Raw genomic sequence first — 24,900 nt, forward strand, 5'->3', positions numbered from 1 at the left:
AAAATAAATACAACTTAACTATTGATTAACACCGCTACACACAAATTTGTGTGCAAACAAACTTTTATATTTTTTTCCGCCTGAATGAAAGGATTAATATTTTTTTTAATTTTTATTGCATTGGTTTCTAATGCTTTTGCACAGAAAAAGCTGATCCGGAAATTGCTTTCTGATGATCAGGATACCACCAGAAAAGCCAGCTTTATGCCCATACCAGTTTTAGGTTATACGCAAGAAACTGGCTTTGAGTTCGGTTTTGGCTTTCTTTTTTCTACTTATGCAGATGCAAAAGACAGCACCAACAGAAGCTCTAATTTTTCTTCTACAAGCTCATATTCTACTAAAAAAACATACAATTTAAGTTTGCTGGGCGATGCCTGGAGCAAAGGAAATACTTACCACGCCATTGCAGAATTGCGTTTTAGAAAAATGCCTTTTAATTTTTACGGACTTGGAAACCATACCGCTCAACATGATCGGGAACAACTGGAGGAGCAACAAATTAAAGCTCAGATAGATCTGGAGCGCACATTTATTCCACATTTTTATACCGGCGTTTCTTTTGATTACGAAAACTACGTGGTGCGGGCAAATAATCCTGATGGTTTGTTTAATCAACGCACCAATATTTTTGGTAAACCTGGCGGTCAGGTCATCTTCTTTGGCGTTTCACAAAGTTATGATACCCGAAATTCAAATAATTATCCCTCACATGGTTTTTTCGGTCGGGTGACTTATCAATACGCGCCTGATTTTTTCGGCGGACAAAACTTTACAGGAAGCCAGTTTGGTGTAAATCTCAGAAACTTCTGGAATCTTGGCGGCAAATTTATTCTCGGTGCGCAAGGCATTTACAAAGGTTTATCTAGCGATCATTATCCTTTCTATTTGCTTCCGCAACTTGGAAATGATGAGATTATGCGCGGTTATTACAATGGAAGATTTAGAGATCGTAATTTTATGGCTGTACAAAGTGAGTTGCGTTATCGGTACAACAGCCGTTTCGGTGCGGTAGTTTTTGTGGCTACCGGAACAGTTTGGGGAAAAAGAACAGACTTCGCTTTTGATTATTTCAAACCCAATTATGGCGCCGGTTTGCGTTACTTTTTCGATCCGGCAAAAGGTTTAAGCGTACGTATGGATTATGGAATTGGCCAGAAATACAAAGGCGAAGAAAGGCAGCAAGGTTTCTACATCAGTTTATCAGAAGCATTTTAATTATAGCATTAAGTATGGTTTATCAGTCGTTCTGGCAATATGTAACACGGATGAACAAATGGCTAATAAATTAATCAAAAAGATATCCGCTATACGCCAAACCTTTTGCAACACTTTTAAAGTTATCGCCAGAGTTAAGCGTAAGATGTGGAAACTTTGTTTTAAATAATTTTTGAATGCTGCCCACCATAGATGTACCGCCGGTAAGAAAAAGACTATCTATATCATGCACAGCAATATTGTGTTGTGCCATAAATTTTTCCAGATATTCTTCAATCCGGGTCACATCCTTTTTCAAAATCTGTTCGTAATCTTCTAACGAGATTTCTTCATCAATATGAATCTCCATATTAGAATATTTAAACGAAGTAGAATTGGTGTTAGAAAGCGAAATCTTTGTTTTCTCTATAGATTGAAAAACAGAATAACCCAAGTTATTTTCTATAAGCGTAATCAGGTTTTTAAATTTGGCATCATTTCCAGAATAATAGTAATAATCCTCTATATCCTTTCTTATCCGTTGGCCGTTAAAAAAGTTCATCTGCTCCCAAGAGCAAATATTTGCAAATAACGATTTTGGCACCGTTAACACTTTCCCTTTGGTTGCTTCATATTGTGTATGCTTACCGAAATAAGGCGTACCTTTTTCCCACATAAATGCCGAATCAAAACTATCACCGCCAATATATATACCTCCTGTAGCCATCATATCGTCTTTCCGGTTTTTACTGCCCACCTTTTCCGGGTCGAGTACCAGGTACGTAAAATCCGTAGTACCGCCACCAAGATCGGCAACCAGAACATTTTCTTTCTTTTGCAATGTTTTTTCGTAAGCGAAGGCAGCTCCAATAGGTTCGAACTGAAAACGGACTTCCGTAAAACCCGCCAGATCTGCGGCTTTACTCAGTCGGTTTTGTGCCAATGTATCTTTCTGAACGTTATCATCATCAAAAAAAACCGGGCGACCAATAATCGCTTTCTGGCAATCTACGCCGGTTAATATATCCGCTCTGGTCTTTAGCTCTTTCAAAATTATAGCAACCAAATCAGAAGCGTTATATCGCCTGTTGTGGATGCGCGTTTCCGTAAAGCTGGTACGCGATAAAATTTGCTTTATAGATTTAATGAACCGACCTTTCATTCCATCGTTTAAATAGGCTTCAATTGCATCCTCACCCACCACAAAATTTTGTCCGTCTGGCGAACTTAGCTGATGAAAAAAATAAATAAGCGAAGGGATTATAATGGTATGTTCAATTTCGCGCGTATCTTCATTGTAAATCGCAAGTGCAGAATTTGTGGTTCCAAAATCTATTCCATATAAAAAGTTTTTCATGGTCTGGTAAATTAAATGGCAAAATTTAGCGGGCGACGAAAGTATGAAAAAATACCGTGGAAATAAAATTTAACCCTGTTAGATTGGCCTTTAAAGCAGATTTTTTATTTCCTTTTTTAGGCCTTTGCCGGCGCAATCGGACCATTAAAAATGGTTCGTCTTCCAGCTAGTCATGAATAGGATCCCACAATTGTTTCGCCTTTTCATTACTTTCTTTTGCCTCAACTTGTGGAAGGGTTTTTGCAAATTTAAATGCTTTTTCGAAGGCATCCCGCTGCTGCGGAAAGGTTTGTTTAACTTGTTGCCCGCACAAATTGACTTCGCGATCTGGAAGAAATACCCAGCGCTTAAAACTGGCATGCAATAAAGAATCGAATAACTCGTAATTAGAATAATTTTTGATGTTTTTTGCCATAGTAGAGACGTTTCACAAACAGTACAGTTTGGGAAAGCCATTTTATCCCACCAGTAATTTTTTTTTTAAAAATTAATTGGAAAACGCTGGTAAAGGGCAAAAGAAAAGCCCCACTATTTAGTGGAGCCTTCTTACAATTAAACTATTGGTGTGTTTTAAGCCATTCTAACCTGCGCTGATCTGGCAGGTGTTTTACTTTGAAATTCTCAAATTTCGCTTCGAATCCTTTCCCATCCGGACTTGCAGCCATTAAACCGATCATTACGGGTGTATTATCTTGCAAAGATGCATTTCTGGTCATGACGTAGTTTTTATCATCAAGTGAATAAAAAATCTCTAATGCATCCAATCTGCGGATTACTTTTATCCAGATAAATGGCGGTACTTTTTCTAGCGGTAAAACGCTCCAATCGCTTTTATCGTGGGTAACCACAGTACTTACATTAAATTTTCCATCTACAAATTCTACTCCGGTTTTGATGTAATTCTTATGGTCGATGCGGATCATCATACCCATTTGATCAAAACGCGCTTTATAATCTCCAATCAGTTTTACTTTCGCTTCAAATTCTCCGCCATAATTAGCATAGAAAAACGGAGCATCATCTACCGTAAATCCATAATGCGAAATGCGCCAATAATCACTGGCTGGTGTAACTTGCATAACCAAACTGTTGTTTTTGATTTGCCATTGTTCGGGCTCATTGAACCATTGCATTTTTTCGAGACTTTGGGCGTTTAACTGAGCGGCAGAAAAAAACAGACATAAGACAAACAGGATTTTTTTCATCATTTCTAATCATTAAGTTCGCAAACTTAAACACCAAGGCCACGAATTTCAATGGTGATTAATAACCATTAAAAAGATTACTATGCGAGATCTGCTCGATATAAAACTTTTCTCTCAATCATTTGATGCGCCACTACACCCGGAGGCCAGGATTGAAAACGGCAAACAAATTGCCCGGATGTATACCAATCTGGAAAACTGTATTAGCGTGCTAAGCGATATGAAGGCACGGAAAAGTTTTATTTTTTATGGAAAAATTGCCGACCAGATTGGTCTTGTACATAAACAAAGTGAAGTAAATTCTATTTGGGAAGACGAATTGCTGAGCCGAATCCATACAGATGATCTACAAAAAAAATACCGCTTAGAGTTTCAGTTTTTTCAGTTGATGAATACGATTGATGCCAGCGAAAGAACGGATTTTCAGGTAATAACAAGATTACGGATTAAAAATAAAGACGGAAAATACAGTTTGATGCGCCATCGTTTACTCTACATCGGTTCTTTCGAGGATGGAAGCGTTTGGCTGGCTTTATGTTTGTATGATATGATTTATGCACATCCGGAGTTTGAAATTCCTCAGGGTATAATCATTAATACCAAAACTGGCGAAGTATTAAATAATGAGCAAAGCCGTTTTTCTGATATATTATCTGAACGGGAAAAAGAAATTCTGCAATTTATTAAACATGGTAAAAGAAGCAAAGAAATTGCAGATCAACTTTCTTTAAGTATCAATACCGTAAACCGGCACCGGCAAAATATTTTTCAAAAACTAAATGTAACCAATGCAATGGAAGCGTGTAAGGTAGCCGAAACAACTGGAATGTATTAAAAACAAAAAACCCACTCGGACGGAGTGGGTTTAGCTTGAATTAGCAAGCTCCTTCTGCTGGGCTCGAACCAGCGACCCTCTGATTAACAGTCAGATGCTCTAACCGGCTGAGCTAAGAAGGAATAACGGTCTTCAATATGTAAACTCTGCTTATAAGCAAAAGTTTGTTTTTTCTCATCAAATCCAGATGAGTTTTGCTCCTTCTGCTGGGCTCGAACCAGCGACCCTCTGATTAACAGTCAGATGCTCTAACCGGCTGAGCTAAGAAGGAATCCGGTTTTCCTAAAACGAGGTTCTTTGCATTTTTAAACTACAAATACCTTGTTCGTTTTGGGAATGCAATATTAGGGCTTTTAAATTATTTATGCAATATTTGCACTGAAAATTTTTAAATAAAAAAGTAATATATAGATATGAGCCTGATAATCATAGGTACTGTAGCTTTCGATGCTATTGAAACACCATTCGGAAAAACGGATAAAATTGTAGGTGGAGCTGCAACTTACGCAAGTTTAGCCGCATCTTACTTCTATAATAAAGCAAAAATTGTGGCTGTAGTGGGCGATGATTTCCATCAATCGGATATCGACATCTTCACAAAACATGGTGTAGACACAGAAGGATTGCAGATCAAAGAAGGTGAAAAGTCGTTTTTCTGGTCGGGAAAATATCATAATGATATGAATAGCCGCGATACATTGATCACAGAATTAAATGTATTGGAAAACTTCGACCCGATTATCCCGGAAAGCTATCAGGATTGTGAGTATTTAATGTTGGGTAATTTAACACCTCAAGTTCAGCAAACGGTAATTAAACGTTTAACAAATCGCCCAAAATTAATCGTTATGGACACCATGAATTTCTGGATGGACATTATGATGGACGATTTACTTGAAACCATTAAAATGGTAGATGTTTTAACCATTAACGATGCTGAAGCCCGTCAACTATCAGGCGAATATTCATTGGTTAAAGCTGCAGAAAAAATTCTGGCTATGGGACCAAAATATCTGATCATTAAAAAAGGCGAACACGGCGCATTGTTGTTCGGAGATGGACAAATTTTCTCTGCACCAGCTTTGCCATTGGCAGAAGTTTTTGATCCAACAGGCGCTGGCGATACATTTGCAGGCGGCTTTATTGGTTATTTAGCCAAAGTGGGTTCAATCAATTTTAACAACATGAAAAATGCAATTATTTACGGCTCTGCCCTTGCATCATTCTGTGTAGAAAAATTCGGTACAGAAAAATTATTAAACTTAACAGACGAAGAAGTTTCAGCGCGCATTCAACAATTTGTGAATTTAAGTGCTTTTACAATCGAAGCTTAGTTCACATTATCTAATAGAAAAAAAGCTGCATCAAAGAAATATGATGCAGCTTTTTTGTGTAAAAACAAAAGATCAGAACCCTACAGCAGCGGGCTGTTTTCCTCTTAAATTGATAACGGTTCTGCTAATTACAGGTTGTAAAGCAATTAAAACGATACTGAATAAACAGAGTAAAGCGATAATTTCATAATAACTGACGCAGAATTGTAAAAAGGTCTGTTTTTGTACCGCTTTATTCAATAATCCTACCGCAGCTTTATTGGCTAAATCTGGCGTCATTCCCCGGCCAACCAATGCGCTTTCATAGATTTTTAACCGGCCTGGCACGCTGAAATCTAAAAAAGATATCCGATCGCGGAGTGCATCATTATGTCTGCCTTTGAAATACAATTGAAAATAATTGATACAGGCCAAACTTAAACTAAATGTAGAAAAACGAACCAGAATCCCCACGGAAGATGCAGACTGGCTAAATTTTTCTGGTACGGATGACATGATAAACATTACTATTGGCGACATAACCATCCCCGCGCCCATTCCTTGTAAAAACAAAGGAAAATAGAAATTACTTGTTCCGGCTTCGCTTGCAAACAGCAAACACATCCACAAAAAGAAAACAAAAAGAAGAACAAAACCAGATATCCATAAAATGCGCAAATGTTTTTGTTTGATTAGAAACCGGATGGCTACAACAGATCCGAAAATCACACCCAAAATATTGAAAAACATAATTTCGTTGGCGTGCAAAGAATCCATCCCCAACACATTTATAAAATACGATGTGGTTAAACCAAACGCCCCTCTTATAATATACAGGATAATCAAAAAGACGATTCCAACAGCAAAATTGCGCGATTTAAAAACTTCCAAATCTACTGAAGGTCGTTTTAAACTTAGCTGTCTGAAGATAGATACCAGAGCCAGAAAAACAACTCCTGCAATAGACCAAACAATACCGGAATCTTCTAACCAGTCTTTTTCCTGTCCGTAAATTAATACGAAAGCAATCAATATCAACATCGTTGCAAATAGAAAAAAGCTAGACCAATCTAATTTATACAGTGGTGTTTTTGGAATGATGTGAATGCGTTTCATTACAATAAACAGCAAAAAAGTGCTCGGTATAAAACAAAATATAATTGCTTTGTACAAAATGTTGTACTCATAATTTTCAACTATCGGCACAGAGAAAAGTGCGGTAATTGGCGATACACATAAAATCATTCCATAAAAAATAGTATAACCTGTTTCTTTAGCGTGCTCAGTTTTTAAGCGGCTAAACAACAGATTGAGTGAAATGCTGGTTAAACCACAATTTACAATGCCTTGCAAAAAACGCAGAATAAAAATTAATGAAATGTCTCTGGTTTGATAACACCAATAGGTGATCAGAATTTCGAGCAGAATACAAATGATCAGATAATCTTTGGTAACAACTCTGGAAAAAAACCTTCTCTCTACTACCGCAAAACTGGCAACAGCAGCATAAAACATCAGCATCGAAAATTGAATATCAGATGGTTTTGCGCCGTAAAAGCCAACCGCAGCAATACTGTCTGCAGTAGAAATAGCAAAAAGCAAAACGGACGACAACAACACAGCAAAAATACTTGCGGTAACAAGCCATTTGGGCGCCCAACTTTTAAATATTATGTCAGAATTATTCATGACTGCTTTCTCTTTTTACACGTACAACAGCGCTCATACCTGCGCTAAGTTTATCCATGTCTTTATCTTCAAGATGAATGCGTACCGGTATCCTTTGGGCAATCTTAACAAAATTGCCGGTAGAATTATCTGGCGGAAGCAAAGAGAATCTTGATCCTGTAGCACCAGAAAGAGATTCAATTTCACCAACAAATTGCTTGTCCGGGAAAGCATCAACCTCAACATTTACTTTCTCTCCAATATACAATCTGTCAATCTGCGTTTCTTTAAAATTTGCAATGACCCATTTGCCCGCACTGCGATCTACAATGTAGGCAATGGTTTGGCCAGTTTGAACCAATTGACCATCTTGTATTGTTCTACGTCCCATTTTACCGTTATACGGCGCAACAATTACAGTGTATGAAGCATTCAAATCGTTCCGTTTTACTACAGCTTCGCGCCTTTTAATTTCAGATTTTAATACATCGCTCTGCGCTTTAATATCATTGGTTCTGGAAATTGCAGCAGTATAATCTTCTTTTGCAGCCTGATATTCGGCTTCTGCAACCTGCAGCATACTTTGTATATTTTCCAGCTGCTGTCTGGTGGCAGATTCTGCGTCAAATAATTTTTTATAGCGGTCAAACTCTTCCTGTTGTTTCCAAAGTTTAGCTTTAGCGGCCGCAATTTTAGCCTGTGCAACTGCTGCATTACTTTCTGCTGTACGGATATTGCTTTGCTGAACAGATATCTGTGCTTTCGCATTCAGTAAAGATGCCGCCGCCTCATCTTGTTGTACGGCATAATCATCGTCATCAATCAACAATAATGTGTCGCCTTTTTTAACTTCCTGGTTTTCTTCAAACCGAACTTCTTTAATGTAACCACTTACACGCGCAGTAACCGGATTTATATATTCGTCTACCTGCGCATCATTGGTTTCTTCATATTTCATGTAACCCAGAACGGTGGCTCCGCCCCAGAATAAGAGTACAACCAAAACAATTAATGCGATAACAGTTGTAACTCTACTGATCAAAATATCAGATTTACTTTGTTGTTTAGTGTTCATTTTATAAGTTTCCTACAGCTTTTTGTAATTGGTAATATTGTAATTTGGCGTTTACTTGCGCCGTTGTAAGTTCAAATTTAGATTGCAGCAATTGTGTTTCTGCATCTAACAAATCAGTAAGTAAAGACAACTGATTGAAGTATGTATTTTGAACAATACGATAACTTTCTGTTGCTTGTTTGATGTTTTCTTCGGCAACCTGAATGCGCTGAACAGATTCTTTGTATCGGATATATTCCTCCTGAATTTCCTGGCGGATATTGTCTTTCACATCTTCATCTTCAACCTCCATTTGTTTCACCCTGATTTGTGCTTCTTTAACTTTATGCTGGTTGGTATACCACGATGAAATCGGAATTTTGAGCTTCAAACCGGCCATACCATTACTGTATAGCGCTAAAGAATATGGGTAAAACTGGATTTGAGGATAGGCATATGCATATTCTGCAAAGAAACCCAGTGTAGGCAGTAAATTCGCTTTTACTTGTTTTAGTTTAAGTTTACTAAGCGATTGCTCTTTTTCTGAAGCTTGAATTTTGAACGACGATTTTGCCTCAAGCAAATAATCATCCATTTGTTTTAAAACTACAGCATCTGTTTCCTGATCGGATATTTCTGGATTTAGCCCAGCATTATCTGGCCGGCCAATCAGAATATTAAGTTTTTGTGTCGCAATGCGGATGCTGTTCTCAATTTCTGTGCGCAACATTTTCTGTTTTGATAAGCGCAATTCTGCCCTTAAAACATCGCTTTTTAAAACGGTTCCGTTTTTATATAACTGGTTAATTTCTGCCAGTTGTTTTTCGCGGTCGCGGATGTCTTGCTCCAGCAAAGATTTATAAGAAATATTCCGATACACATCATAAAAATATACCGCAGCACTATAATGGATTTCTTGTTTGCTTTGCTTTTTTTGTACATCGCTCAATTCTGCTTCAACTTTAGATGCAGCAATTTCGGTATTGGTTTTGCCGCCATTGTATAAATTCAGATACGCATCTGCACCAACTTTGTAATATTTTGATACAACAGGATATTGCGACGGCGTATGAAACAAACCGTTTTCATAAATCGGCAGCGGAAAAACATGTGCCTTTGTGCCTTCTGCTGCAAGTTCTGGCAAACGTTCTGCTTTACTTACTTTAATGTGTGCAGTACTGGCTTCTACATTAAGATTTTGCATCTGAAGCTTTTTGCTGTTGCTATCGGCAAGTATCCAAATCTCGTTTAAACTGATTTTTTCTGGATCTGGATGACTTTGTGCGTGCGTAATAATCGATGATAAAAGAAAGGGCACACACACCCAAAACATTCTTTTATTCTTTATAGAGTTCATAACTAAAATTTAATACTGCAAATTTCGCCAGAGATTCGTTTCTTTGTTTTATCTAAAGAGACATATATTTATTCAAACCAGCCAAATGATAAAAGTTAGCAACGAAGACCTTTTATTTGCAATAGATGAAAATCCAGAAACAATGTATGTTTGGCACAGCCGGTTTGAAGATCGTTTTCAAGACCACACTCATTTAAAAGGCCAGCTCACTTATGTAGAGGGCGGCATTATATTTTTATACACCAAAGAGAAATCTTATTTCTTACCGGCAAGGCACTATGTATGGATTCCGGCAGGCGTAGAACACCATTTACAACACAGATATCAATCTGCAATTGTCCGCAATATTTATTTCGATACCGCAACAGATGATGAAAATCCTTTTTACAAACAAATTGGGATTTATCCGGTAAATAACCTCCTGTTAGAGATGTTTTTATATTCTGAACAGTGGAATGGAAACATTACACCAGAAACCAAAGAATATGATTTCCTGAATACACTGAAAAATATTCTGCCAGTGGTCAGTCAGCATCCTTTACCCATTTCATTGCCCACTACAGAAAACCAGCGCATTCGCCCAACATTGAAACACATTATTGATCATCTTTCTGATGATATGCTAAGTTTGGAAAGTGTAGGAAAGGCAACAGGTTTTTCTGAACGTACTTTATCCAGATTGTTTCAATCTACTTTAAATGTTTCCTTTTTTCAATACCTGAAACTGGCCAGAATGATCAAAGCGATGGAGAAATTGCTGGAAACAGACTTAACGATCAGCGAAATTGCTTACGCAGTCGGTTATAACAGCATTTCATCCTTCAGCAATACTTTTTATAAAATGGTTGGGAAAAGACCTTCAGAATTTAAAGAATTGAAACAGTCTACACTTACAAAAATCAACCTGGTATAACTAAACGCGCGATGGGTATAAATTTTTCAAATACTATTTCAGTATGCGGCGCATCCGCAAGTTCTGCCGTTAGATCTTGCCCGGCCCAATGTTCATAATGTTTGCCGTTTCGCCATAAACGGCTTTCGGTTACGTCATAAATCAAACCTTTGTAGGCTATCCAAATTTGCGGTTTATCTTGTCCGTTTCTTAGTGCAAGTTGCTGTTTGGTATATTCCGGAAGCGCGTTCATTTAGCAGATTTTCCTTTAAAATATTCATACAAATAAACGTTCATTAAAAGTAAGCTCATCAAATAAAAATGATCTTCAAAAGGGATAGTTCCAATGCGTACACCAATATTTTGCGCATCATTATAGCGCACTATAGGAATAGATGTGAGCAAACCATTTACAATATAAAAAGGAATTAAAGAAACTGCATACGCGCGGTAAAACCGATACATGAAGCGATATGTTTGATTAATATATTCTACAAAAAGTAAAACCGCGAAAAGAAAGGCGAAATTAATTACAGAGTACCATTTGTCGTACGCAAAAAACAAAACGGCAATACTAAGTCCGAGGAATAAATTACTTACTGCCAGACTGTATTTCTGAAGAAGATTTTTTGGGAAGTATACATTCAGACATTCATATATAAATATACAAGCATAAGGCACCGTTAAAAAGAAAAGCATTTCTTCTAATGGTAAACCCCATAATGAAATGCCGGTAATATAAGCTGAATTGAACGACCAGACATTCAGTTTTGTAAACAATAAATCCCAAACCAGAAACACCGCTCCGGTAAGTAAAATTGCAGGAAGAACGAACTTCCATTTGCTGAAGAAATGAACTTTTTTATCGAAAGATAAAACAAGCGGAAAAAAAATCACTGCTATATTGATCAGTAAGTAAGTATAGTTCATTTAGATATATTTTTGGAATATTTTAACTTCTGCAGGTGTACAGCGTTTACTATCGATCATAAATTTGGCTACATTTTTTATCAGGGTTTTATCTGCAAGGCCAAAATTTTGCTGTTGGTAATGTTTCACAATTTCTTCCCGATCTTCTGCAAGCTCTTTACTGAAACCCAGAAATGAAGGCGTAAAATGCTCGATCGAGAAACGCATAAAACGAATTTCCATATTTTCAGAATCCATTTCGATTGCCTTTTTCATTGTTTTAAGCGATCTACTCACGTACTTGATTTTAGTATAAGGATTCCAGGCGTGTTTGGCTTTCAATGCCTCTAATGTACCGGTGTATGCAGTAATCAGTGCTGTTTTATCCTTAAGTTTATCCAATCTGAAAAGAAGCGAGTCTGTGAGTTTAGAATTTTCTACTGCCTTAACCAGATCCAGTTTTAAAACTGCAACTTCTTTAACCGATAATTGTGCTTTCGCCACGCCGAGTGAACACATTAAACCGACTATAAATACCTTAATTCTGAACATGGGCAGCAAAGGTAATTAAAACATATTGCTTATTAAAAGAGAGATTAAACGTCACTTTCCAAAACAAAAAACGCCCCGGAATTGCTTCCGGAGCGTTGAGTTATTGATTAAGTTATTTTAGATTTTACGCACTTTACCAGAGCCTATAACTGTTTTTTCTACCGTTGCATTGCCGCTATAATTTACATTACCAGAACCGCTGATGGTGGCTTCAATTTTTCTGTCTGCCTTGATGTTTACTCCGCCAGAACCGCTGATGGTTGTAGACAAATCACTAACCGTAAATCCTTTGCCATTAAAATTTCCAGAGCCGCTAATTACAATATCGGCATCAACTGCACCGCCTGTAAACAATAAACTTCCTGATCCGCTAATTACGCCGCTAAAATCGCGGGTATCCACGTTGGCTTTAATTGATCCTGACCCACTCAAAGTTGCTACAAAAGATTTTGCCTGAATGCTACCATTTACGGTAATGCTTCCATTGCCGCTCATAGTTAAGTTGGTTAAACTTTTTGCAGTTACGTAGGCAACAATTTTAACGTTTTCATATTTTTTTGACCAGCTTTTCCAACTGTTTTCCGGACGGATAATTAGAATATTTTCTTTCACTTCAGTAATTAAAGTAGAAATTGCTTCTTTATCGCCTTCAAATCTGCAACTTTCTTTACTACCTAAGGTGATAATAACGGTAATTGGTCCGCCTGCGGCAACACCATGAAAGTTTTTAACGTCTCTTTCATCACCAAAATGCTTTGAAGCACTAAGAGAAATCTGATTGTTTGCATGTGCAATAAGGTTTGATCCTAAACCCAATGCGATAAATAAAAAGGTGAATAGTTTTTTCATATGAATAGCTGTTTTTGAGTATGTAATTTCTTTATTAGACAACGCGCTTATTAAAAAGTTGCACATCAAATAAATTTTAAGAGATTTTTTTGAGCAGGATTAAAAATGCAGGGTCATAATCAAAATCAGCAGCGGTTATATCTTCTCCAACTTTAACTGTTTTCCAGGTATTGTTCGGTTTTATCCATGAAAATTTTCCTTTTTGCAGTTTAACTTTTACAGGCATTTCAAATCCCTCTACAATATTTGTCCATCTGTATTTTAGGTTTCCATCTTTAAGCTCATATTCCAATGTAGGGATTAATGTAGTTCTGAGATATTGATCAAAAATTTTATCGAGTTTAAGTCCGCTTTGTTTGGCAATATAATCTTCAATTTGTTTCGTAGTTACCGTTTGATGGTAAAATGTTTTGTTCAAACCCCGAAGAATTTGTCTGAATTTTTCGTCGTTATCTATTAACTGGCGGATGGTGTGCACCAGACTCGCACCTTTTGGATACATATCGCCAGAACCTTCTTTATTTACGCCATACGGACCAATAACCCGAACATCATTTTTAATAATTTTCTGCAAACCAATTGCATATTCATTGCCCGCATCTTTACTTTCTGTACATTCTGTAAATAAAACTTCAGAATAGTTTGTAAATCCTTCATGAATCCACATATCGGCAATGTCTTTTGATGTAATATTATTTCCAAACCATTCGTGTCCGCTTTCATGAATGGTAATAAAATCCCATTTCAACCCGTGGCCGGTTCCGCTCAAATCTCTTCCCAGATAACCTTTTTTAAATTGATTGCCATATGCAACAGCACTTTGATGTTCCATACCCAAATGTGGTGCCTGTACCAGTTTGTATCCATCTTCATACCAGGGATATGGACCAAACCAATGTTCAAAACAGTTTAGCATTGGTTTTACATCAGCATCCCAATGCGGGCGCGCTTTTGCACTATCGGTTTGCAATGCCCAGTAATCAATCGATAATTTACCTTTTTCTCCTTTGACAGAATCTTGCCAATGTGCATATTTCCCAATGTAAAAGGTTACATCATAGTTATTAATCGGATTGGCAACAAACCAGTTATATTGCTTTTTGTTATTTGCTTTTTCTACTACGCTGCGCAGTCTTCCATTAGAAATTTCCTGCAGAGTTTTCGGAACAGTAATACTGATCATCATGCTGTCTACTTCATCACTTTGATGATCTTTATTTGGCCACCAGCAACTCGCGCCAAATCCCTGGCAAGCCACAGAAGCCCAGGGGTTTCCGGCTTCATCTGTTTTGAATATAAAACCTCCATCCCAAGGTGGACGATTGGCAATAACCGGCTGGCCAGAGTAAAAAACAGTAAATTTTTCTTTGGTTCCTTTTTTAATATTTTTTGGGAAGGAAACAAATACCGCATTCAACTCGCGTTCAAAAGGGAGATTTTTACCATGAAAAACAACTTTTTCAATCTGCAGATTACTAAACAAATCAAACTGAAGTTTGGAAAAATCTTGTGTGGCGGTAAATGCAAACTCATTACTTCCATTTATAGATTTCTGGTCCAGATCAATCGTCACGTCCAAATGATAAAACTTAATATCGTAACAGGTCCGTAGTGGTGTAAGTGTTCCGCGCAAACTGTCTGCTCTGGAATTTTCCTGGTTTTTACCAAGAATTTGGGCTTTAGAGGTCAAAATGCCTGCAATTAAAGCGAAAATAAGAAATAATTTTTTCATGGTTAATGTATTCGGAAACATCTAAAGCACACACAAAACTACAAAATTTAAGGTTTGTTTATGCTGAGATTAAGCAAGTTGAAGTTTTCGAGATTAGCGGCAACAATGCGGTGAGAAACAGCCTGATTTAGGATAAGAGGATTCAGTAAAATTATACTGAACACCTGGCAAAAGATCATATGTTAAGCTCAAAATAGTGCCCAACGGGTGTTTATAAACCAGAGTTAGACAACATATATCTAACTCTAGTTTTTATTGTTTTTTACTTTAAAACAGAAATGGTAACGGAAGAACTGTTATTTACATCGTGAAAAATTCTTTGCGTAGCTTTTTGGAAATCTTGCGGCTCTGCCTGATAAATATCCATAAATTTTTGCGGATTGCGATCGGCCAGCGGAAACCATGAATTTTGAATTTGGATCATAATTTTATGGCCCTTCTTAAATGTGTGCGCTACATCAGGAAGTGGATAATTTACTTTCGTAGTAACACCAGGTTCAAATGCTTCAGGTTTTTCGAAACTATTGCGGTATTTTCCGCGCATAATTTCTCCTCGTACCAACATTTGATAACCGCCCATAATCAGGTTTTTCGGATTTGGTGTTGGGTTTGGCGCATCTTCAGGATACACATCAATTAGTTTTACCACGTAATCTGCATCTGTTCCTGTTGTGGATACGACCAAATTGGCCAGTACCGGGCCTGTAATTGTAATGTCTTCCATTAGTGCATCAGTTTGATAACTTTTAACATCCGGGCGGCGCGAAGCAAAACGCTGATCGTCTATCATATACTCGCGGGTACGTCTCGCCTGGATTCCATCCTGATAAGGAACCGGATGATTTGGATCGCTCACGTATTCATCCCAACTATCCGTACGGCCAACTTTTTCAAAAGCAAGCTTCCCGTTAGGCTGAAGATATAAGTTTTTGGTTTCTGTATCTTTTGGCGGCCAGGTATCAAATTTCTTCCATTCGTTGCTACCGGTTACAAAAATATTGGCTTCTGCAGCATCAAAATCGCCTTCACCTTTAAGGTAATGTTTAAAGAATGGCAACTCATATTTTTCCTGATAATCCAAGCTGGTATTGCGGCCAAAAGGAATATCGCCAAAAGAAGAACCATCGCTTCTCACCCATCCGCCGTGAAACCACGGGCCTGCAACAAGAATATTGTTGCTTTTCGGATTTTGCTTTTCTATAGCTTTATATGTTGCGAAAGTACCATAAGCGTCTTCGGCATCAAAAAAACCACCAACTACCATAACAGCAGGCTTAACGTTGTTCAGATGAGGTAAAATCAGGCGCGATTTCCAAAAAGTATCGAGGTTTGGATGTGCAAATAAACTGTTCCAGAATTTGATGCTATCGGCAAAATATCTGTCTTTAAGATTTTTTACAGAACCAGCTTCGAGGTAAAACCGATAATTATCTTGAATTGGGAAGTTGAAACCTTTCGGGCCTTTATCTGGTGTAATTGGTTTTGGACGAGGAACACCAAAACTGCTCATAAAACTAAAAGCATCCATTAAAAATAATGTTCCGCGGTGGTGAAAATCATCGCCAATAAACCAATCTGTTACGGGCGCTTGCGGCGAAACTGCTTTTAAAGCTGGGTGCGCGTTTGGCAAAGACGTGGTTGAATAAAAACCTGGATAGGAAATTCCGTAAATACCGGCTTTACCATTGTTATTTTTTATGTTCTTAACCAACCAATCTATGGTATCATATGTGTCTGTACTTTCGTCTATTGCATTTTTGCCTTTTTGGGTTGTTTGTGGGCGAATGTCTTCGAAATTTCCTTCGCTCATCCATCGTCCTCTTACATCCTGATAAACGAAAATAAAACCTTCACGCATCATCGCCGGGAAATTACCCAAACTCGTTTTGTATTTATCTTCTCCGTAAGGTGCAACCGTATAAGGTGTTCTGTTAATCAAAAAAGGAAATTTCTTTCCATTCTCTTTAGGGATATAAATTGATGTAAACAATTTAATGCCATCCCGCATCGGAATTTGGCGTTCAATCTTGGTGTAATGTGCTTTGACATAAGCGGAATCTGTTTGTTGGGCAAACAATTCACTTGAAAAGCATACAAAAAATAAAAGACTCAGGGCTTTTGCAAACTTCATTCGTTTAGGTTTTAAGAGAATAAAAATTAAAGATACTGCATTAAGTATAGATTAGAAAAGACTGTCTGGTAAAAGGTTTGTTAGCTTTTCTGACGGTTTAGTCAGCATAATATCAGAATTTAGTTAAAATTGACTTACTGATAAGGGATTGGATAATCTTTTGCTCTCTTTTATCGTCATATATACAATTGACTTAAACACGAAATAATGAACAAGTTACTCAATAAAGGATTGGTTGTAATGGGTATTGCAATCACTTTAACAGCTTTCAATATAGAACAGGTTTCTGCACAAAGAGGTGGCCGCGGAGGCGGAGGTTCATCAGGAGGAGGACGTTCGGGTGGTTCACGGACTATGTCTTCACCTTCAAGAAGCAGCGGTACAATGTCCCGTTCTTCTGCACCATCTGCCAATCGTATTGCACAGGCACCTGGCAGAAGCAGTTATAATACAGGCAATCGAGTAAGCCGGGCTCCGCAGGGAAATTACAATTATAACAGATCGGGCTATCGATCAGTATATGGAAGAAATGGATATGTTTATCGGCCCGGATATTCCCGTGGATATTACAGACCATACTACAATTATTTTAATTTTTACAGACCTTACCTAGGTTTCCAAATTGGCGTATTGCCTTATGGGTATTATCCGTTTTATTTTGGAAATTATCAATATTACTATTCTGATGGATTATTTTATCAGCAAAACGAACAACAGTATGAAGTTGTAGCACCGCCGCTTGGTGCACAGTTACCAAATTTGCCTGAAGGTACAACTCCTGTTACCATCAATGGAATTGAATACTACGAATACAAAGGAGTTTATTATACCCAAACCACAGACAGCAGCGGAAATCAGGTTTATGTTGTTGCCGGGAAAGATGGCGTTTTGAATACTCAGGACGGTACAGCGCCAACCTACAATATTGGCGACATTATTACGACACTACCTGAAGGATGCAGGGAAGTAACCATAAAAAATGAAAAATACTTTGTTTCTCCAGATGATGTATACTACGAAGAGGTTGTTAGTGGAACAAATATTACTTACAGAGTAATTGGAAAACTTTTTTAATAACTTCTCGTACAGATAACCTTGTTTAAGCCGGCTTGATAAAATCAAGACGGCTTTTTTATCGGCTCAAATCCCTATTTTTGTTCAAAAAATATTGTTTTGATCAAGATATCTTTCAAAATTGCTATCCTTCCTGCCCTATTTGCGATCAGCCTAAGCAGCTGCTCAGTTAGAAAACAAAACGTTAAACATTCTGCAACAGAAACCAGTATTTCAGCAATTCACTTTCTGGATGAATACATCGTTCCACTAAATGTAAATTTCCAAAATACAATTGTCGGCGGACTTTCTGGAATTGACTACGACCGCAAGAATAACCTTTATTATCTGATCAGCGATGATCCTTCGCAGTTTAGTCCGGCGCGATTATACACCTCAAAAATCAAGATTTCCAACAATAAAATTGACACGATTCTATTTACGTCGGTAATTCCCATTTTACAACAAAACGGAAAGCAATATCCGAAACTCGGTACAGACAAAACAGTAAAAGCCGATGGCGAATCGATTCGGTTAAATCCGATCAACAATACTTTAATCTGGAGTAACGAAGGCGAACGGCTTTTTAAAAACGGCGATTCGATAATCATCCAGCCAGCGCTGACTTTTATCACTCCCGAAGGAAAATTTATCGATACCATTCCACTTCCTAAAGGTTTTCATTTTAGCAAATCTGAAAATGGCCCCAGAAAAAATGCACTATTTGAAGGTGTGACGTTTGCCGATGACTATAAAACACTTTACGCCAGTTTGGAAGAGCCCAGATTTGAAGATGGTCCACCAGCGTCTTTTGGTTTTGATAAAGCCTTAACGCGAATTCTAAAATTTGATGTTAAAAGCAAGAAAAATACCGCGCAATACGCCTACAATCTAGGCGAATTACCGGTTAAACCAACTGTAGATATAGATTGGAATATAAATGGAATTTCAGAAATTCTGGCCATTAATGACCATGAACTTTTGGTAATGGAGCGCGCCTGGGCTAAAGGAACAGACGACCATAGTTTCATAAAATTGTTTCTCGTAGACTTAAACGGCGCGGAAAATGAAATAAACAACCCTTCGTTCATCAACAAAGCACCTAAACCTCTGGTTAAAAAATTGCTTTTCGATTTCGACACCATTAATTTACATATTGATAATTTTGAAGGCGTTACTTTTGGACCAGATTTATCCAACGGACATAAAACGCTGATTTTTTGTGCCGATAACAATTTCGGGAAAACCCAAACCCAACAGTTTTTCCTTTTTGAAGTAATGCCCTAGCGATAAGTCCAAATGAATAAAATTAAAGCACTACTGTTTGACCTCGACGGAACATTGATTGATTCCGAAGCTTTCCATTTTGATTGCTGGAATGCATTTCTATCCGAATACAATGTTTCATTGACTTTTCCAGACTGGATTGCCAATTACTCCGGAATCCCGATGCCGGTAAATGCGCAAACCATTTTACGTAAGTACAAGCTGGAAACCACGCTTGAAGATATTATCGCAAAACGAGAAAAGTTGACCATGGATCGGCTAAATACTGTAGACATTAAATTAATGCCTTACGTAGCAGAATTTCTGGAGTATTTTTATACTAAGGGATTATTAATGGCAATCGTAACTGCCAGTCCAACAAACGTTCTGGAAGTGATTTTAAAGCGCAATGGATTAGCCAAATATTTCACTACTTACGTAACGCGAACAGATGTGCAAAAAAGCAAACCAGATCCAGAGAGTTATAATCTTTGTATCGAAAAAATTCAAATTGATAAGGCAGATTGTATAGTGTTTGAAGATACAATAAATGGTATAAAAGCTGCTGTTGCCGCAAATATTACATGTTTTGCCATTCAAAATAACATACGCGAACATCAGAAACTAAAAGTTGCAGATCAGTTATTTTTAAATTTTGAACATGCCCGGAATTACATTATCCAAAACCACTTAATCGATTAGGAGATAGCGTATTTTTACCTGTTTATGTCTTTTTAGGGTTCCAATTTACCTTTTACCTTAAACCTTTTTTCCCTACATTTGAAACAATAAAAATTCTCAAGAAATTATGCAATACGACGTCGTTGTTATCGGTTCAGGGCCGGGTGGTTATGTTGGTGCAATTCGTTGCGCCCAGTTAGGATTAAAAACTGCTGTTATCGAAAAATATAAAACTTATGGAGGTACCTGCTTAAACGTTGGTTGTATTCCTTCTAAAGCCTTGTTAGATTCATCTGAACATTTCCACAATGCAGCCCATACGTTCACCACGCATGGAATTAACCTTAAAGATTTAAAGGTTGACATGAAACAAATGATCGCCCGTAAAGACGATGTTGTAGCTCAGAACACTGCGGGTATCACGTATTTATTCAAGAAAAATAAAATCGATGCTTTTGAAGGTGTTGGTTCTTTTGTAGATAAAAACACCATTCTGATTACGAAAGAAGATGGTACAACAGAAACACTTTCTGCAAAAAATGTAATTATTGCAACAGGTTCAAAACCTACAGCTTTACCTTTCCTACCAATTGATAAAAAAAGAATCATCACTTCTACAGAAGCTTTAAATATTAAAGAAGTACCAAAATCAATGGTGGTTATTGGTGGTGGAGTTATCGGTTTAGAATTAGGTTCGGTATATGCGCGCTTAGGTACAAAAGTATCAGTAGTAGAATTTTTGCCATCCATTATCGGTACTATGGATGCTGGTTTGGGTAAAGAACTTCAACGCGTGTTGAAAAAATCTTTAGGCATGGAATTCTATATGGGACATAAAGTAACCGGAGCAACCACAAAAGGCAAAACCGTTACCGTTACTGCAGAAACACCAAAAGGCGAAACCATTTCTTTAGATGCAGATTATTGCATTGTTGCTGTTGGCCGTACTGCGTACACTGAAGGTTTAGGCTTAGATAAAATTGGCATTACAGTAGAAGAAAGAGGGAAGAAAATTCCGGTAAATGAACATCTTGAAACTTCAGTTAAAGGTGTTTATGCCATTGGCGATGTAATTACAGGTGCAATGTTGGCGCACAAAGCTGAAGATGAAGGTACTTATGTTGCAGAAAGCATTGCCGGACAAAAACCGCACATCAACTATAACCTGATCCCTGGCGTAGTATATACTTGGCCAGAAGTTGCTTCTGTTGGCCAAACTGAAGAGCAACTAAAAGAAAAAGGTGTTAAGTATAAAGCAGGTTCTTTCCCATTCAAAGCAAGCGGACGTGCAAAAGCAAGTATGGATACAGATGGCTTCATTAAAGTATTGGCAGATGCTACAACTGATGAAGTTTTAGGTGTACATATGATTGGCCCTCGTGCAGCAGACATGATTGCCGAAGCGGTTATCGCAATGGAATTCCGAGCATCTGCAGAAGATATTGCCAGAACTTGTCATGCCCATCCAACCTATACGGAAGCTTTGAAAGAAGCCGCATTAGCAGCCACAGAAAACAGAGCAATTCATATTTAAACAATACAGTTGGCTTTGTCCAATCTTAATAAAATTAAGCCGGTAATTTGGTTGCCGGCTTTTTTTGTTTGCATGTATTTTGCAAATTACTTCTTCCAATCTTCTTTGAACGGAGTTTCCTTGCTCATAAAATAAAAAGCTTATATTGCCGATGTAAACTTTAGGGGTGCCTTCTATACAGTTGGCTGAGAATATACCCTCATAACCTGATCCGGATTATACCGGCGTAGGAAATAGTTCTATCTGCAAATCGCAGTGTCAAGTGCTTTCGGCATTTGGAAGACTCCCCTAAAGCAAAATTTAGAAACTATGGAGTCTATTATTATTCAAAATCTTCAAAAACTACGGCAACAAAATCCTTTGGTGCACAGCATTACCAATTACGTGGTAATGAACAATACCGCAAATGCGTTGCTCGCTTTAGGGGCTTCCCCTTTAATGGCCCATGCCCATCCAGAAATCGATGACATTGTTCAAATTTCCGGAGCGTTGGTTGTAAATATTGGCACTTTAGATGAATATTGGGCAGAAAGCATGAAAATGGCTGCTGCACATGCACATAAAATAAAAAGACGGTGGATATTAGATCCTGTTGGTGCGGGCGCAAGTCTTTACCGTGACTCCGTTTTGAAAGAATTGCTTCAATTTAAGCCAGATGCAATTCGTGGCAATGCTTCAGAAATTATGGCTTTAGCCAATGTAACCCTTCAATCTAAAGGGGTAGACAGCACGCATAATTCTACAGAAGCATTAAAGTCGGCCATTTGGCTCGCTCAACAAAACCAGACAATTGTATGTATTTCCGGAGCGATAGATTTTGTAACCGACGGAACAAAAACGGTACAAATTGAAAATGGGAGTCCGTTAATGGCAAAGGTTACCGGAATGGGCTGTACAGCTACTGCAATTATCGGCGCTTGCATTGCCGTTTCAGAAACGACAATGGATGGTGTAATTTCTGCAACGGCAATTATGGCCATTGCCGGAGAAATGGCGGCAGAAAAAGCGGGTGCGCCAGGTACCTTTCAAGTCGAGTTTTATAATGCACTCTACAACATAACCGAAGGAGACATTCGCAACAAACTAAAAGTACAATGATCGACTTTAAGCATAGGCTCTACCTGGTAACCGATGAAAAAGCCTGTTTAAACCGCGATTTCTTTTGGGTAATAGAACAGGCATTAAAAGGCGGTGTGGATTTGGTTCAAATCAGAGAAAAGCAACTGTCAACAGCAGATTTTACAGAAAAAGCACTCAGATTAAAAGATCTTTGCGAGCGCTATCAGGTTCCGCTTTTGGTTAATGATAATGTAGAAGTTGCCAAAAATATTGAAGCATTTGGTTTACACATTGGACAAAGTGATATGCCCATTTCAGAAGCTGAATCTGCATTGGGGAGAGAAAAACCAATAGGATTATCTGTAGAACTGATGGAACACCTTACAGATTTTGCCATTCATCAAGCCTGGTATTTGGGCATCAGCCCGATTTTTTCTACACCTACCAAAACAGATACTTATGCAGAATGGGGTTTAGAAGGATTAAAAGCCGTACGTGCTAAAACAAATAAACCTTTAGTGGCCATTGGAAATATCAAGCTTCATAATGTAGGCCTTGCCATTTCTCACGGTGCCGATGCCGCAGCCGTCGTTTCAGAAATCTGCTCAGCAAAAGATCCGGCGAAAGCGGCAGAACTTCTCAGAAATCAAATTGAAAAACACCTTCACAGCAAATGAAATACATATCTGTTTTAACCATTGCAGGATCCGATAGCGGCGGCGGTGCCGGCATTCAGGCCGATTTAAAAACCTTCTCTGCATTGGGCTGCTTCGGCACTTCGGCAATTACCGCAATTACCGCACAAAATACCCTCGGCGTACAATCTGTTCATAGCGTGCCACCAGAAATGATAAGCGATCAGATTAAAGCGGTACTAGACGATTTGAAACCCGCCGCAATAAAAATAGGAATGATCAATCGGCCAGAAGTAACCAACATCATCAGAGCGCAACTACTTACTTATCCCGGTGTTCCGGTAATCTTAGATCCTGTGATGATCTCAACAAGTGGGCATCGACTTATAGAACCCGAAACCGTACAACTACTTATTCAAAACCTCTTCCCATTGGTAGCGTTGGTTACCCCAAATATTGATGAAGCCGAAATACTGGCCGACATGGAAATCAATGACGTAGACGATATGGTTTTAGCCGGGGAAAAAATTGTTGGCCTAGGTGCAAAGGCTGTATTGCTTAAAGGTGGGCATTTATCTGGACCTATTGTTTCCGACATACTCATTCAAGAGAAAAAACAACCTACAATTCTGAAAAGTGCCTGGATAGAAACAAAAAACCTGCACGGAACCGGCTGTACCTTATCATCTGCAATTGCAGCTGAAATGGCTAAAGGACATGAACTACTGGAAGCAGTTAAACGAGCAAAAAAATATATTGCATCTGCAATTCAAAACGGCAGCGAAACCAAAACCGGAAATGGAAATGGCCCGTTAAATCATTTTTTCAACCCTCAAAAATTAATTATACAATGAAGTGGAGTACAGAAGCCTGGAATAAAATTACACCAGTTTACGATAAAATAATCGCCATGCCTTTCAATCAGGAATTGAGCAATGGCAGCCTCGATAAAAGCAAATTCATATTCTATCTGGCTCAAGATGCCTATTATCTTTTAGCGTTTGGCCGCACTTTAAATGCAATTGCAGCCAAGCTTACACAAGCAGAACATGTACTCATGTACAATGGTTTTGCCGCCGGCGCCATTGCAGCAGAGCGCAGTTTACACGAAAGTTATTTTGCAGAGTTTGGGATTCATGAAATTATTACGCCATCACCTTCTACACTTTTATATACCAACTATATTCTTAACCAAGCCGCTTACGCAAATGTAGAAGTTGCACTTGCCGCAGTTTTACCATGTTTTTGGATATATAAAGCTGTAGGCGATTATATTTTAAAACAACAAAGTGGAGATGAAAATCCGTACAAAAGATGGATTGATATGTATGCAGGCGAAGATTTCGCAGTATCGGTACAGCGAGCAATTAATTTTACGGATCTTATAGCAGAAAGCGCTGCAGAAAGTTTACGTCAATCCATGTTCCAAGCTTTTGAAATGGCTACAAAAATGGAATGGATGTTTTGGGATAGTGCCTATCAAAAGGAACCGTGGAAAATTTAAAAAACTTGTGTTTAAACTAGAGATAACCGTCAGAAATTTGCAAATATTCCAGATAAATTGAAATAATTACCTGTATTTCCGATTGATTTGAAGACATTTGCAAATTCTTATATAAAC

At 38.0% G+C, this 24,900-nt stretch carries 24 protein-coding genes, 2 tRNA genes and 1 riboswitch; of the genes, 12 read left to right on the plus strand and 14 right to left on the minus strand.

Going from position 1 to position 24,900, the window contains the following annotated elements; all coding sequences use genetic code 11:
- Positions 1-84 precede the first annotated feature (84 nt).
- Complete coding sequence (locus ACJVDH_RS17530; protein WP_443944697.1) at positions 85-1,218, plus strand: polymerase; 1,134 nt, start codon at positions 85-87, stop codon at positions 1,216-1,218.
- Between the two features lie 70 nt (positions 1,219-1,288).
- On the opposite strand, the gene ACJVDH_RS17535 is transcribed toward ACJVDH_RS17530, so the two are convergent.
- The 3 genes from ACJVDH_RS17535 to ACJVDH_RS17545 form a co-directional block, all read right to left on the minus strand.
- On the minus strand, positions 1,289-2,554 hold the full coding sequence (locus ACJVDH_RS17535; protein ID WP_443944698.1) for an Hsp70 family protein: 1,266 nt from the start codon (positions 2,552-2,554) through the stop codon (positions 1,289-1,291).
- A gap of 166 nt (positions 2,555-2,720) precedes the next feature.
- Positions 2,721-2,969 carry a hypothetical protein gene (locus tag ACJVDH_RS17540; RefSeq protein WP_443944699.1) on the minus strand — a complete coding sequence of 83 codons (249 nt, stop codon included), beginning with the start codon at positions 2,967-2,969 and terminating at the stop codon, positions 2,721-2,723.
- Between the two features lie 142 nt (positions 2,970-3,111).
- Complete coding sequence (locus ACJVDH_RS17545) at positions 3,112-3,762, minus strand: DUF1349 domain-containing protein (RefSeq protein ID WP_443944700.1); 651 nt, start codon at positions 3,760-3,762, stop codon at positions 3,112-3,114.
- 79 nt (positions 3,763-3,841) lie between these two features.
- On the opposite strand from ACJVDH_RS17545, the gene ACJVDH_RS17550 reads away from it, so the two are divergent.
- The gene (locus tag ACJVDH_RS17550; protein ID WP_443944701.1) at positions 3,842-4,594 is read left to right on the plus strand and encodes a response regulator transcription factor; all 753 of its coding nucleotides are present in this window, start codon (positions 3,842-3,844) and stop codon (positions 4,592-4,594) included.
- Between the two features lie 48 nt (positions 4,595-4,642).
- On the opposite strand, the gene ACJVDH_RS17555 is transcribed toward ACJVDH_RS17550, so the two are convergent.
- A tRNA-Asn gene (locus tag ACJVDH_RS17555) sits at positions 4,643-4,716 on the minus strand.
- A 75-nt stretch (positions 4,717-4,791) separates the two neighbouring features.
- Positions 4,792-4,865, minus strand: a tRNA-Asn gene (locus ACJVDH_RS17560).
- 142 nt (positions 4,866-5,007) lie between these two features.
- On the opposite strand from ACJVDH_RS17560, the gene ACJVDH_RS17565 reads away from it, so the two are divergent.
- A complete protein-coding gene (locus ACJVDH_RS17565) occupies positions 5,008-5,928 on the plus strand; it encodes a PfkB family carbohydrate kinase (protein WP_443944702.1) in 921 nt (306 codons plus the stop codon).
- Positions 5,929-6,000: 72 nt separating this feature from the next.
- On the opposite strand, the gene ACJVDH_RS17570 is transcribed toward ACJVDH_RS17565, so the two are convergent.
- Genes ACJVDH_RS17570 through ACJVDH_RS17580 form a run of 3 tightly spaced genes read right to left on the minus strand, consistent with a single transcriptional unit; the run spans position 6,001 to position 9,986 of the window.
- On the minus strand, positions 6,001-7,596 hold the full coding sequence (locus ACJVDH_RS17570; protein WP_443944703.1) for an MFS transporter: 1,596 nt from the start codon (positions 7,594-7,596) through the stop codon (positions 6,001-6,003).
- Positions 7,589-8,650 carry an HlyD family secretion protein gene (locus ACJVDH_RS17575; protein WP_443944704.1) on the minus strand — a complete coding sequence of 354 codons (1,062 nt, stop codon included), beginning with the start codon at positions 8,648-8,650 and terminating at the stop codon, positions 7,589-7,591. Before ACJVDH_RS17575 ends, ACJVDH_RS17570 begins: the two co-directional genes overlap by 8 nt.
- A 1-nt stretch (position 8,651) precedes the next feature.
- A complete protein-coding gene (locus tag ACJVDH_RS17580; protein ID WP_443944705.1) occupies positions 8,652-9,986 on the minus strand; it encodes a TolC family protein in 1,335 nt (444 codons plus the stop codon).
- A gap of 85 nt (positions 9,987-10,071) precedes the next feature.
- Here ACJVDH_RS17580 and ACJVDH_RS17585 point away from each other — a divergent pair, with 85 nt between their 5' ends.
- Positions 10,072-10,899, plus strand: a complete 828-nt coding sequence (locus tag ACJVDH_RS17585) for a helix-turn-helix domain-containing protein (protein ID WP_443944706.1) — start codon at positions 10,072-10,074, stop codon at positions 10,897-10,899.
- Here ACJVDH_RS17585 and ACJVDH_RS17590 read toward each other — a convergent pair.
- The 6 genes from ACJVDH_RS17590 to ACJVDH_RS17615 all read right to left on the minus strand — a co-directional run bounded on the left by ACJVDH_RS17590 (position 10,886) and on the right by ACJVDH_RS17615 (position 17,051).
- Positions 10,886-11,131, minus strand: a complete 246-nt coding sequence (locus ACJVDH_RS17590) for a cytochrome b5 domain-containing protein (protein WP_443944707.1) — start codon at positions 11,129-11,131, stop codon at positions 10,886-10,888. The genes ACJVDH_RS17585 and ACJVDH_RS17590 overlap by 14 nt on opposite strands.
- Positions 11,128-11,808: a lycopene cyclase domain-containing protein gene (locus tag ACJVDH_RS17595; protein ID WP_443944708.1), complete on the minus strand. Its 681-nt coding sequence runs from the start codon at positions 11,806-11,808 to the stop codon at positions 11,128-11,130. The genes ACJVDH_RS17590 and ACJVDH_RS17595 overlap by 4 nt, the downstream gene beginning before the upstream one ends.
- Positions 11,809-12,339 (minus strand): hypothetical protein, encoded by a 531-nt coding sequence (locus ACJVDH_RS17600; protein WP_443944709.1) that lies wholly within the window; start codon positions 12,337-12,339, stop codon positions 11,809-11,811.
- 117 nt (positions 12,340-12,456) lie between these two features.
- A complete protein-coding gene (locus ACJVDH_RS17605) occupies positions 12,457-13,188 on the minus strand; it encodes a head GIN domain-containing protein (RefSeq protein ID WP_443944710.1) in 732 nt (243 codons plus the stop codon).
- 76 nt (positions 13,189-13,264) lie between these two features.
- A complete protein-coding gene (locus ACJVDH_RS17610; protein ID WP_443944711.1) occupies positions 13,265-14,920 on the minus strand; it encodes a M1 family metallopeptidase in 1,656 nt (551 codons plus the stop codon).
- A gap of 262 nt (positions 14,921-15,182) precedes the next feature.
- Positions 15,183-17,051: a CocE/NonD family hydrolase gene (locus ACJVDH_RS17615; RefSeq protein ID WP_443944712.1), complete on the minus strand. Its 1,869-nt coding sequence runs from the start codon at positions 17,049-17,051 to the stop codon at positions 15,183-15,185.
- 207 nt (positions 17,052-17,258) lie between these two features.
- Here ACJVDH_RS17615 and ACJVDH_RS17620 point away from each other — a divergent pair, with 207 nt between their 5' ends.
- From ACJVDH_RS17620 to ACJVDH_RS17655, 8 genes are all read left to right on the plus strand, one after another.
- Positions 17,259-18,125, plus strand: coding sequence for a DUF6515 family protein (locus ACJVDH_RS17620; protein ID WP_443944713.1), 867 nt, complete (start codon positions 17,259-17,261; stop codon positions 18,123-18,125).
- 99 nt (positions 18,126-18,224) lie between these two features.
- Positions 18,225-19,391 (plus strand): esterase-like activity of phytase family protein, encoded by a 1,167-nt coding sequence (locus ACJVDH_RS17625; protein WP_443944714.1) that lies wholly within the window; start codon positions 18,225-18,227, stop codon positions 19,389-19,391.
- Positions 19,392-19,403: 12 nt separating this feature from the next.
- The gene (locus ACJVDH_RS17630; protein ID WP_443944715.1) at positions 19,404-20,072 is read left to right on the plus strand and encodes an HAD family hydrolase; all 669 of its coding nucleotides are present in this window, start codon (positions 19,404-19,406) and stop codon (positions 20,070-20,072) included.
- A gap of 106 nt (positions 20,073-20,178) precedes the next feature.
- Positions 20,179-21,585, plus strand: coding sequence for a dihydrolipoyl dehydrogenase (gene lpdA, locus ACJVDH_RS17635; protein WP_443944716.1), 1,407 nt, complete (start codon positions 20,179-20,181; stop codon positions 21,583-21,585).
- Between the two features lie 152 nt (positions 21,586-21,737).
- Positions 21,738-21,835: riboswitch (TPP riboswitch) on the plus strand.
- 59 nt (positions 21,836-21,894) lie between these two features.
- The gene (gene thiM, locus ACJVDH_RS17640) at positions 21,895-22,683 is read left to right on the plus strand and encodes a hydroxyethylthiazole kinase (RefSeq protein WP_443944717.1); all 789 of its coding nucleotides are present in this window, start codon (positions 21,895-21,897) and stop codon (positions 22,681-22,683) included.
- Complete coding sequence (gene thiE, locus ACJVDH_RS17645) at positions 22,680-23,321, plus strand: thiamine phosphate synthase (RefSeq protein WP_443944718.1); 642 nt, start codon at positions 22,680-22,682, stop codon at positions 23,319-23,321. Before thiM ends, thiE begins: the two co-directional genes overlap by 4 nt.
- A complete protein-coding gene (gene thiD / locus ACJVDH_RS17650) occupies positions 23,318-24,133 on the plus strand; it encodes a bifunctional hydroxymethylpyrimidine kinase/phosphomethylpyrimidine kinase (RefSeq protein ID WP_443944719.1) in 816 nt (271 codons plus the stop codon). Before thiE ends, thiD begins: the two co-directional genes overlap by 4 nt.
- Entirely contained in the window at positions 24,130-24,783 is a 654-nt protein-coding gene (locus ACJVDH_RS17655) for a TenA family protein (protein ID WP_443944720.1), read from the plus strand. Before thiD ends, ACJVDH_RS17655 begins: the two co-directional genes overlap by 4 nt.
- Positions 24,784-24,900 lie beyond the last annotated feature (117 nt).

Origin of the sequence: Pedobacter terrestris, from assembly GCF_052343045.1 — a bacterium.
GTDB lineage: Bacteria > Bacteroidota > Bacteroidia > Sphingobacteriales > Sphingobacteriaceae > Pedobacter.

Excerpts from the sequence above, each read along its gene's own strand:
- ACJVDH_RS17620 (WP_443944713.1), top strand. The coding sequence starts at position 17,259 with ATGAACAAGTTACTCAATAAAGGATTGGTTGTAATGGGTATTGCAATC.
- ACJVDH_RS17610 (WP_443944711.1), bottom strand. The coding sequence starts at position 14,920 with ATGAAAAAATTATTTCTTATTTTCGCTTTAATTGCAGGCATTTTGACC.
- ACJVDH_RS17575 (WP_443944704.1), bottom strand. The coding sequence starts at position 8,650 with ATGAACACTAAACAACAAAGTAAATCTGATATTTTGATCAGTAGAGTT.
- thiM (WP_443944717.1), top strand. The coding sequence starts at position 21,895 with ATGGAGTCTATTATTATTCAAAATCTTCAAAAACTACGGCAACAAAAT.
- ACJVDH_RS17545 (WP_443944700.1), bottom strand. The coding sequence starts at position 3,762 with ATGATGAAAAAAATCCTGTTTGTCTTATGTCTGTTTTTTTCTGCCGCT.
- ACJVDH_RS17530 (WP_443944697.1), top strand. The coding sequence starts at position 85 with ATGAAAGGATTAATATTTTTTTTAATTTTTATTGCATTGGTTTCTAAT.
- ACJVDH_RS17600 (WP_443944709.1), bottom strand. The coding sequence starts at position 12,339 with ATGTTCAGAATTAAGGTATTTATAGTCGGTTTAATGTGTTCACTCGGC.
- ACJVDH_RS17590 (WP_443944707.1), bottom strand. The coding sequence starts at position 11,131 with ATGAACGCGCTTCCGGAATATACCAAACAGCAACTTGCACTAAGAAAC.
- ACJVDH_RS17655 (WP_443944720.1), top strand. The coding sequence starts at position 24,130 with ATGAAGTGGAGTACAGAAGCCTGGAATAAAATTACACCAGTTTACGAT.
- thiD (WP_443944719.1), top strand. The coding sequence starts at position 23,318 with ATGAAATACATATCTGTTTTAACCATTGCAGGATCCGATAGCGGCGGC.
- ACJVDH_RS17570 (WP_443944703.1), bottom strand. The coding sequence starts at position 7,596 with ATGAATAATTCTGACATAATATTTAAAAGTTGGGCGCCCAAATGGCTT.
- ACJVDH_RS17535 (WP_443944698.1), bottom strand. The coding sequence starts at position 2,554 with ATGAAAAACTTTTTATATGGAATAGATTTTGGAACCACAAATTCTGCA.
- thiE (WP_443944718.1), top strand. The coding sequence starts at position 22,680 with ATGATCGACTTTAAGCATAGGCTCTACCTGGTAACCGATGAAAAAGCC.
- lpdA (WP_443944716.1), top strand. The coding sequence starts at position 20,179 with ATGCAATACGACGTCGTTGTTATCGGTTCAGGGCCGGGTGGTTATGTT.
- ACJVDH_RS17595 (WP_443944708.1), bottom strand. The coding sequence starts at position 11,808 with ATGAACTATACTTACTTACTGATCAATATAGCAGTGATTTTTTTTCCG.
- ACJVDH_RS17615 (WP_443944712.1), bottom strand. The coding sequence starts at position 17,051 with ATGAAGTTTGCAAAAGCCCTGAGTCTTTTATTTTTTGTATGCTTTTCA.
- ACJVDH_RS17540 (WP_443944699.1), bottom strand. The coding sequence starts at position 2,969 with ATGGCAAAAAACATCAAAAATTATTCTAATTACGAGTTATTCGATTCT.
- ACJVDH_RS17605 (WP_443944710.1), bottom strand. The coding sequence starts at position 13,188 with ATGAAAAAACTATTCACCTTTTTATTTATCGCATTGGGTTTAGGATCA.
- ACJVDH_RS17550 (WP_443944701.1), top strand. The coding sequence starts at position 3,842 with ATGCGAGATCTGCTCGATATAAAACTTTTCTCTCAATCATTTGATGCG.
- ACJVDH_RS17580 (WP_443944705.1), bottom strand. The coding sequence starts at position 9,986 with ATGAACTCTATAAAGAATAAAAGAATGTTTTGGGTGTGTGTGCCCTTT.
- ACJVDH_RS17585 (WP_443944706.1), top strand. The coding sequence starts at position 10,072 with ATGATAAAAGTTAGCAACGAAGACCTTTTATTTGCAATAGATGAAAAT.
- ACJVDH_RS17630 (WP_443944715.1), top strand. The coding sequence starts at position 19,404 with ATGAATAAAATTAAAGCACTACTGTTTGACCTCGACGGAACATTGATT.
- ACJVDH_RS17565 (WP_443944702.1), top strand. The coding sequence starts at position 5,008 with ATGAGCCTGATAATCATAGGTACTGTAGCTTTCGATGCTATTGAAACA.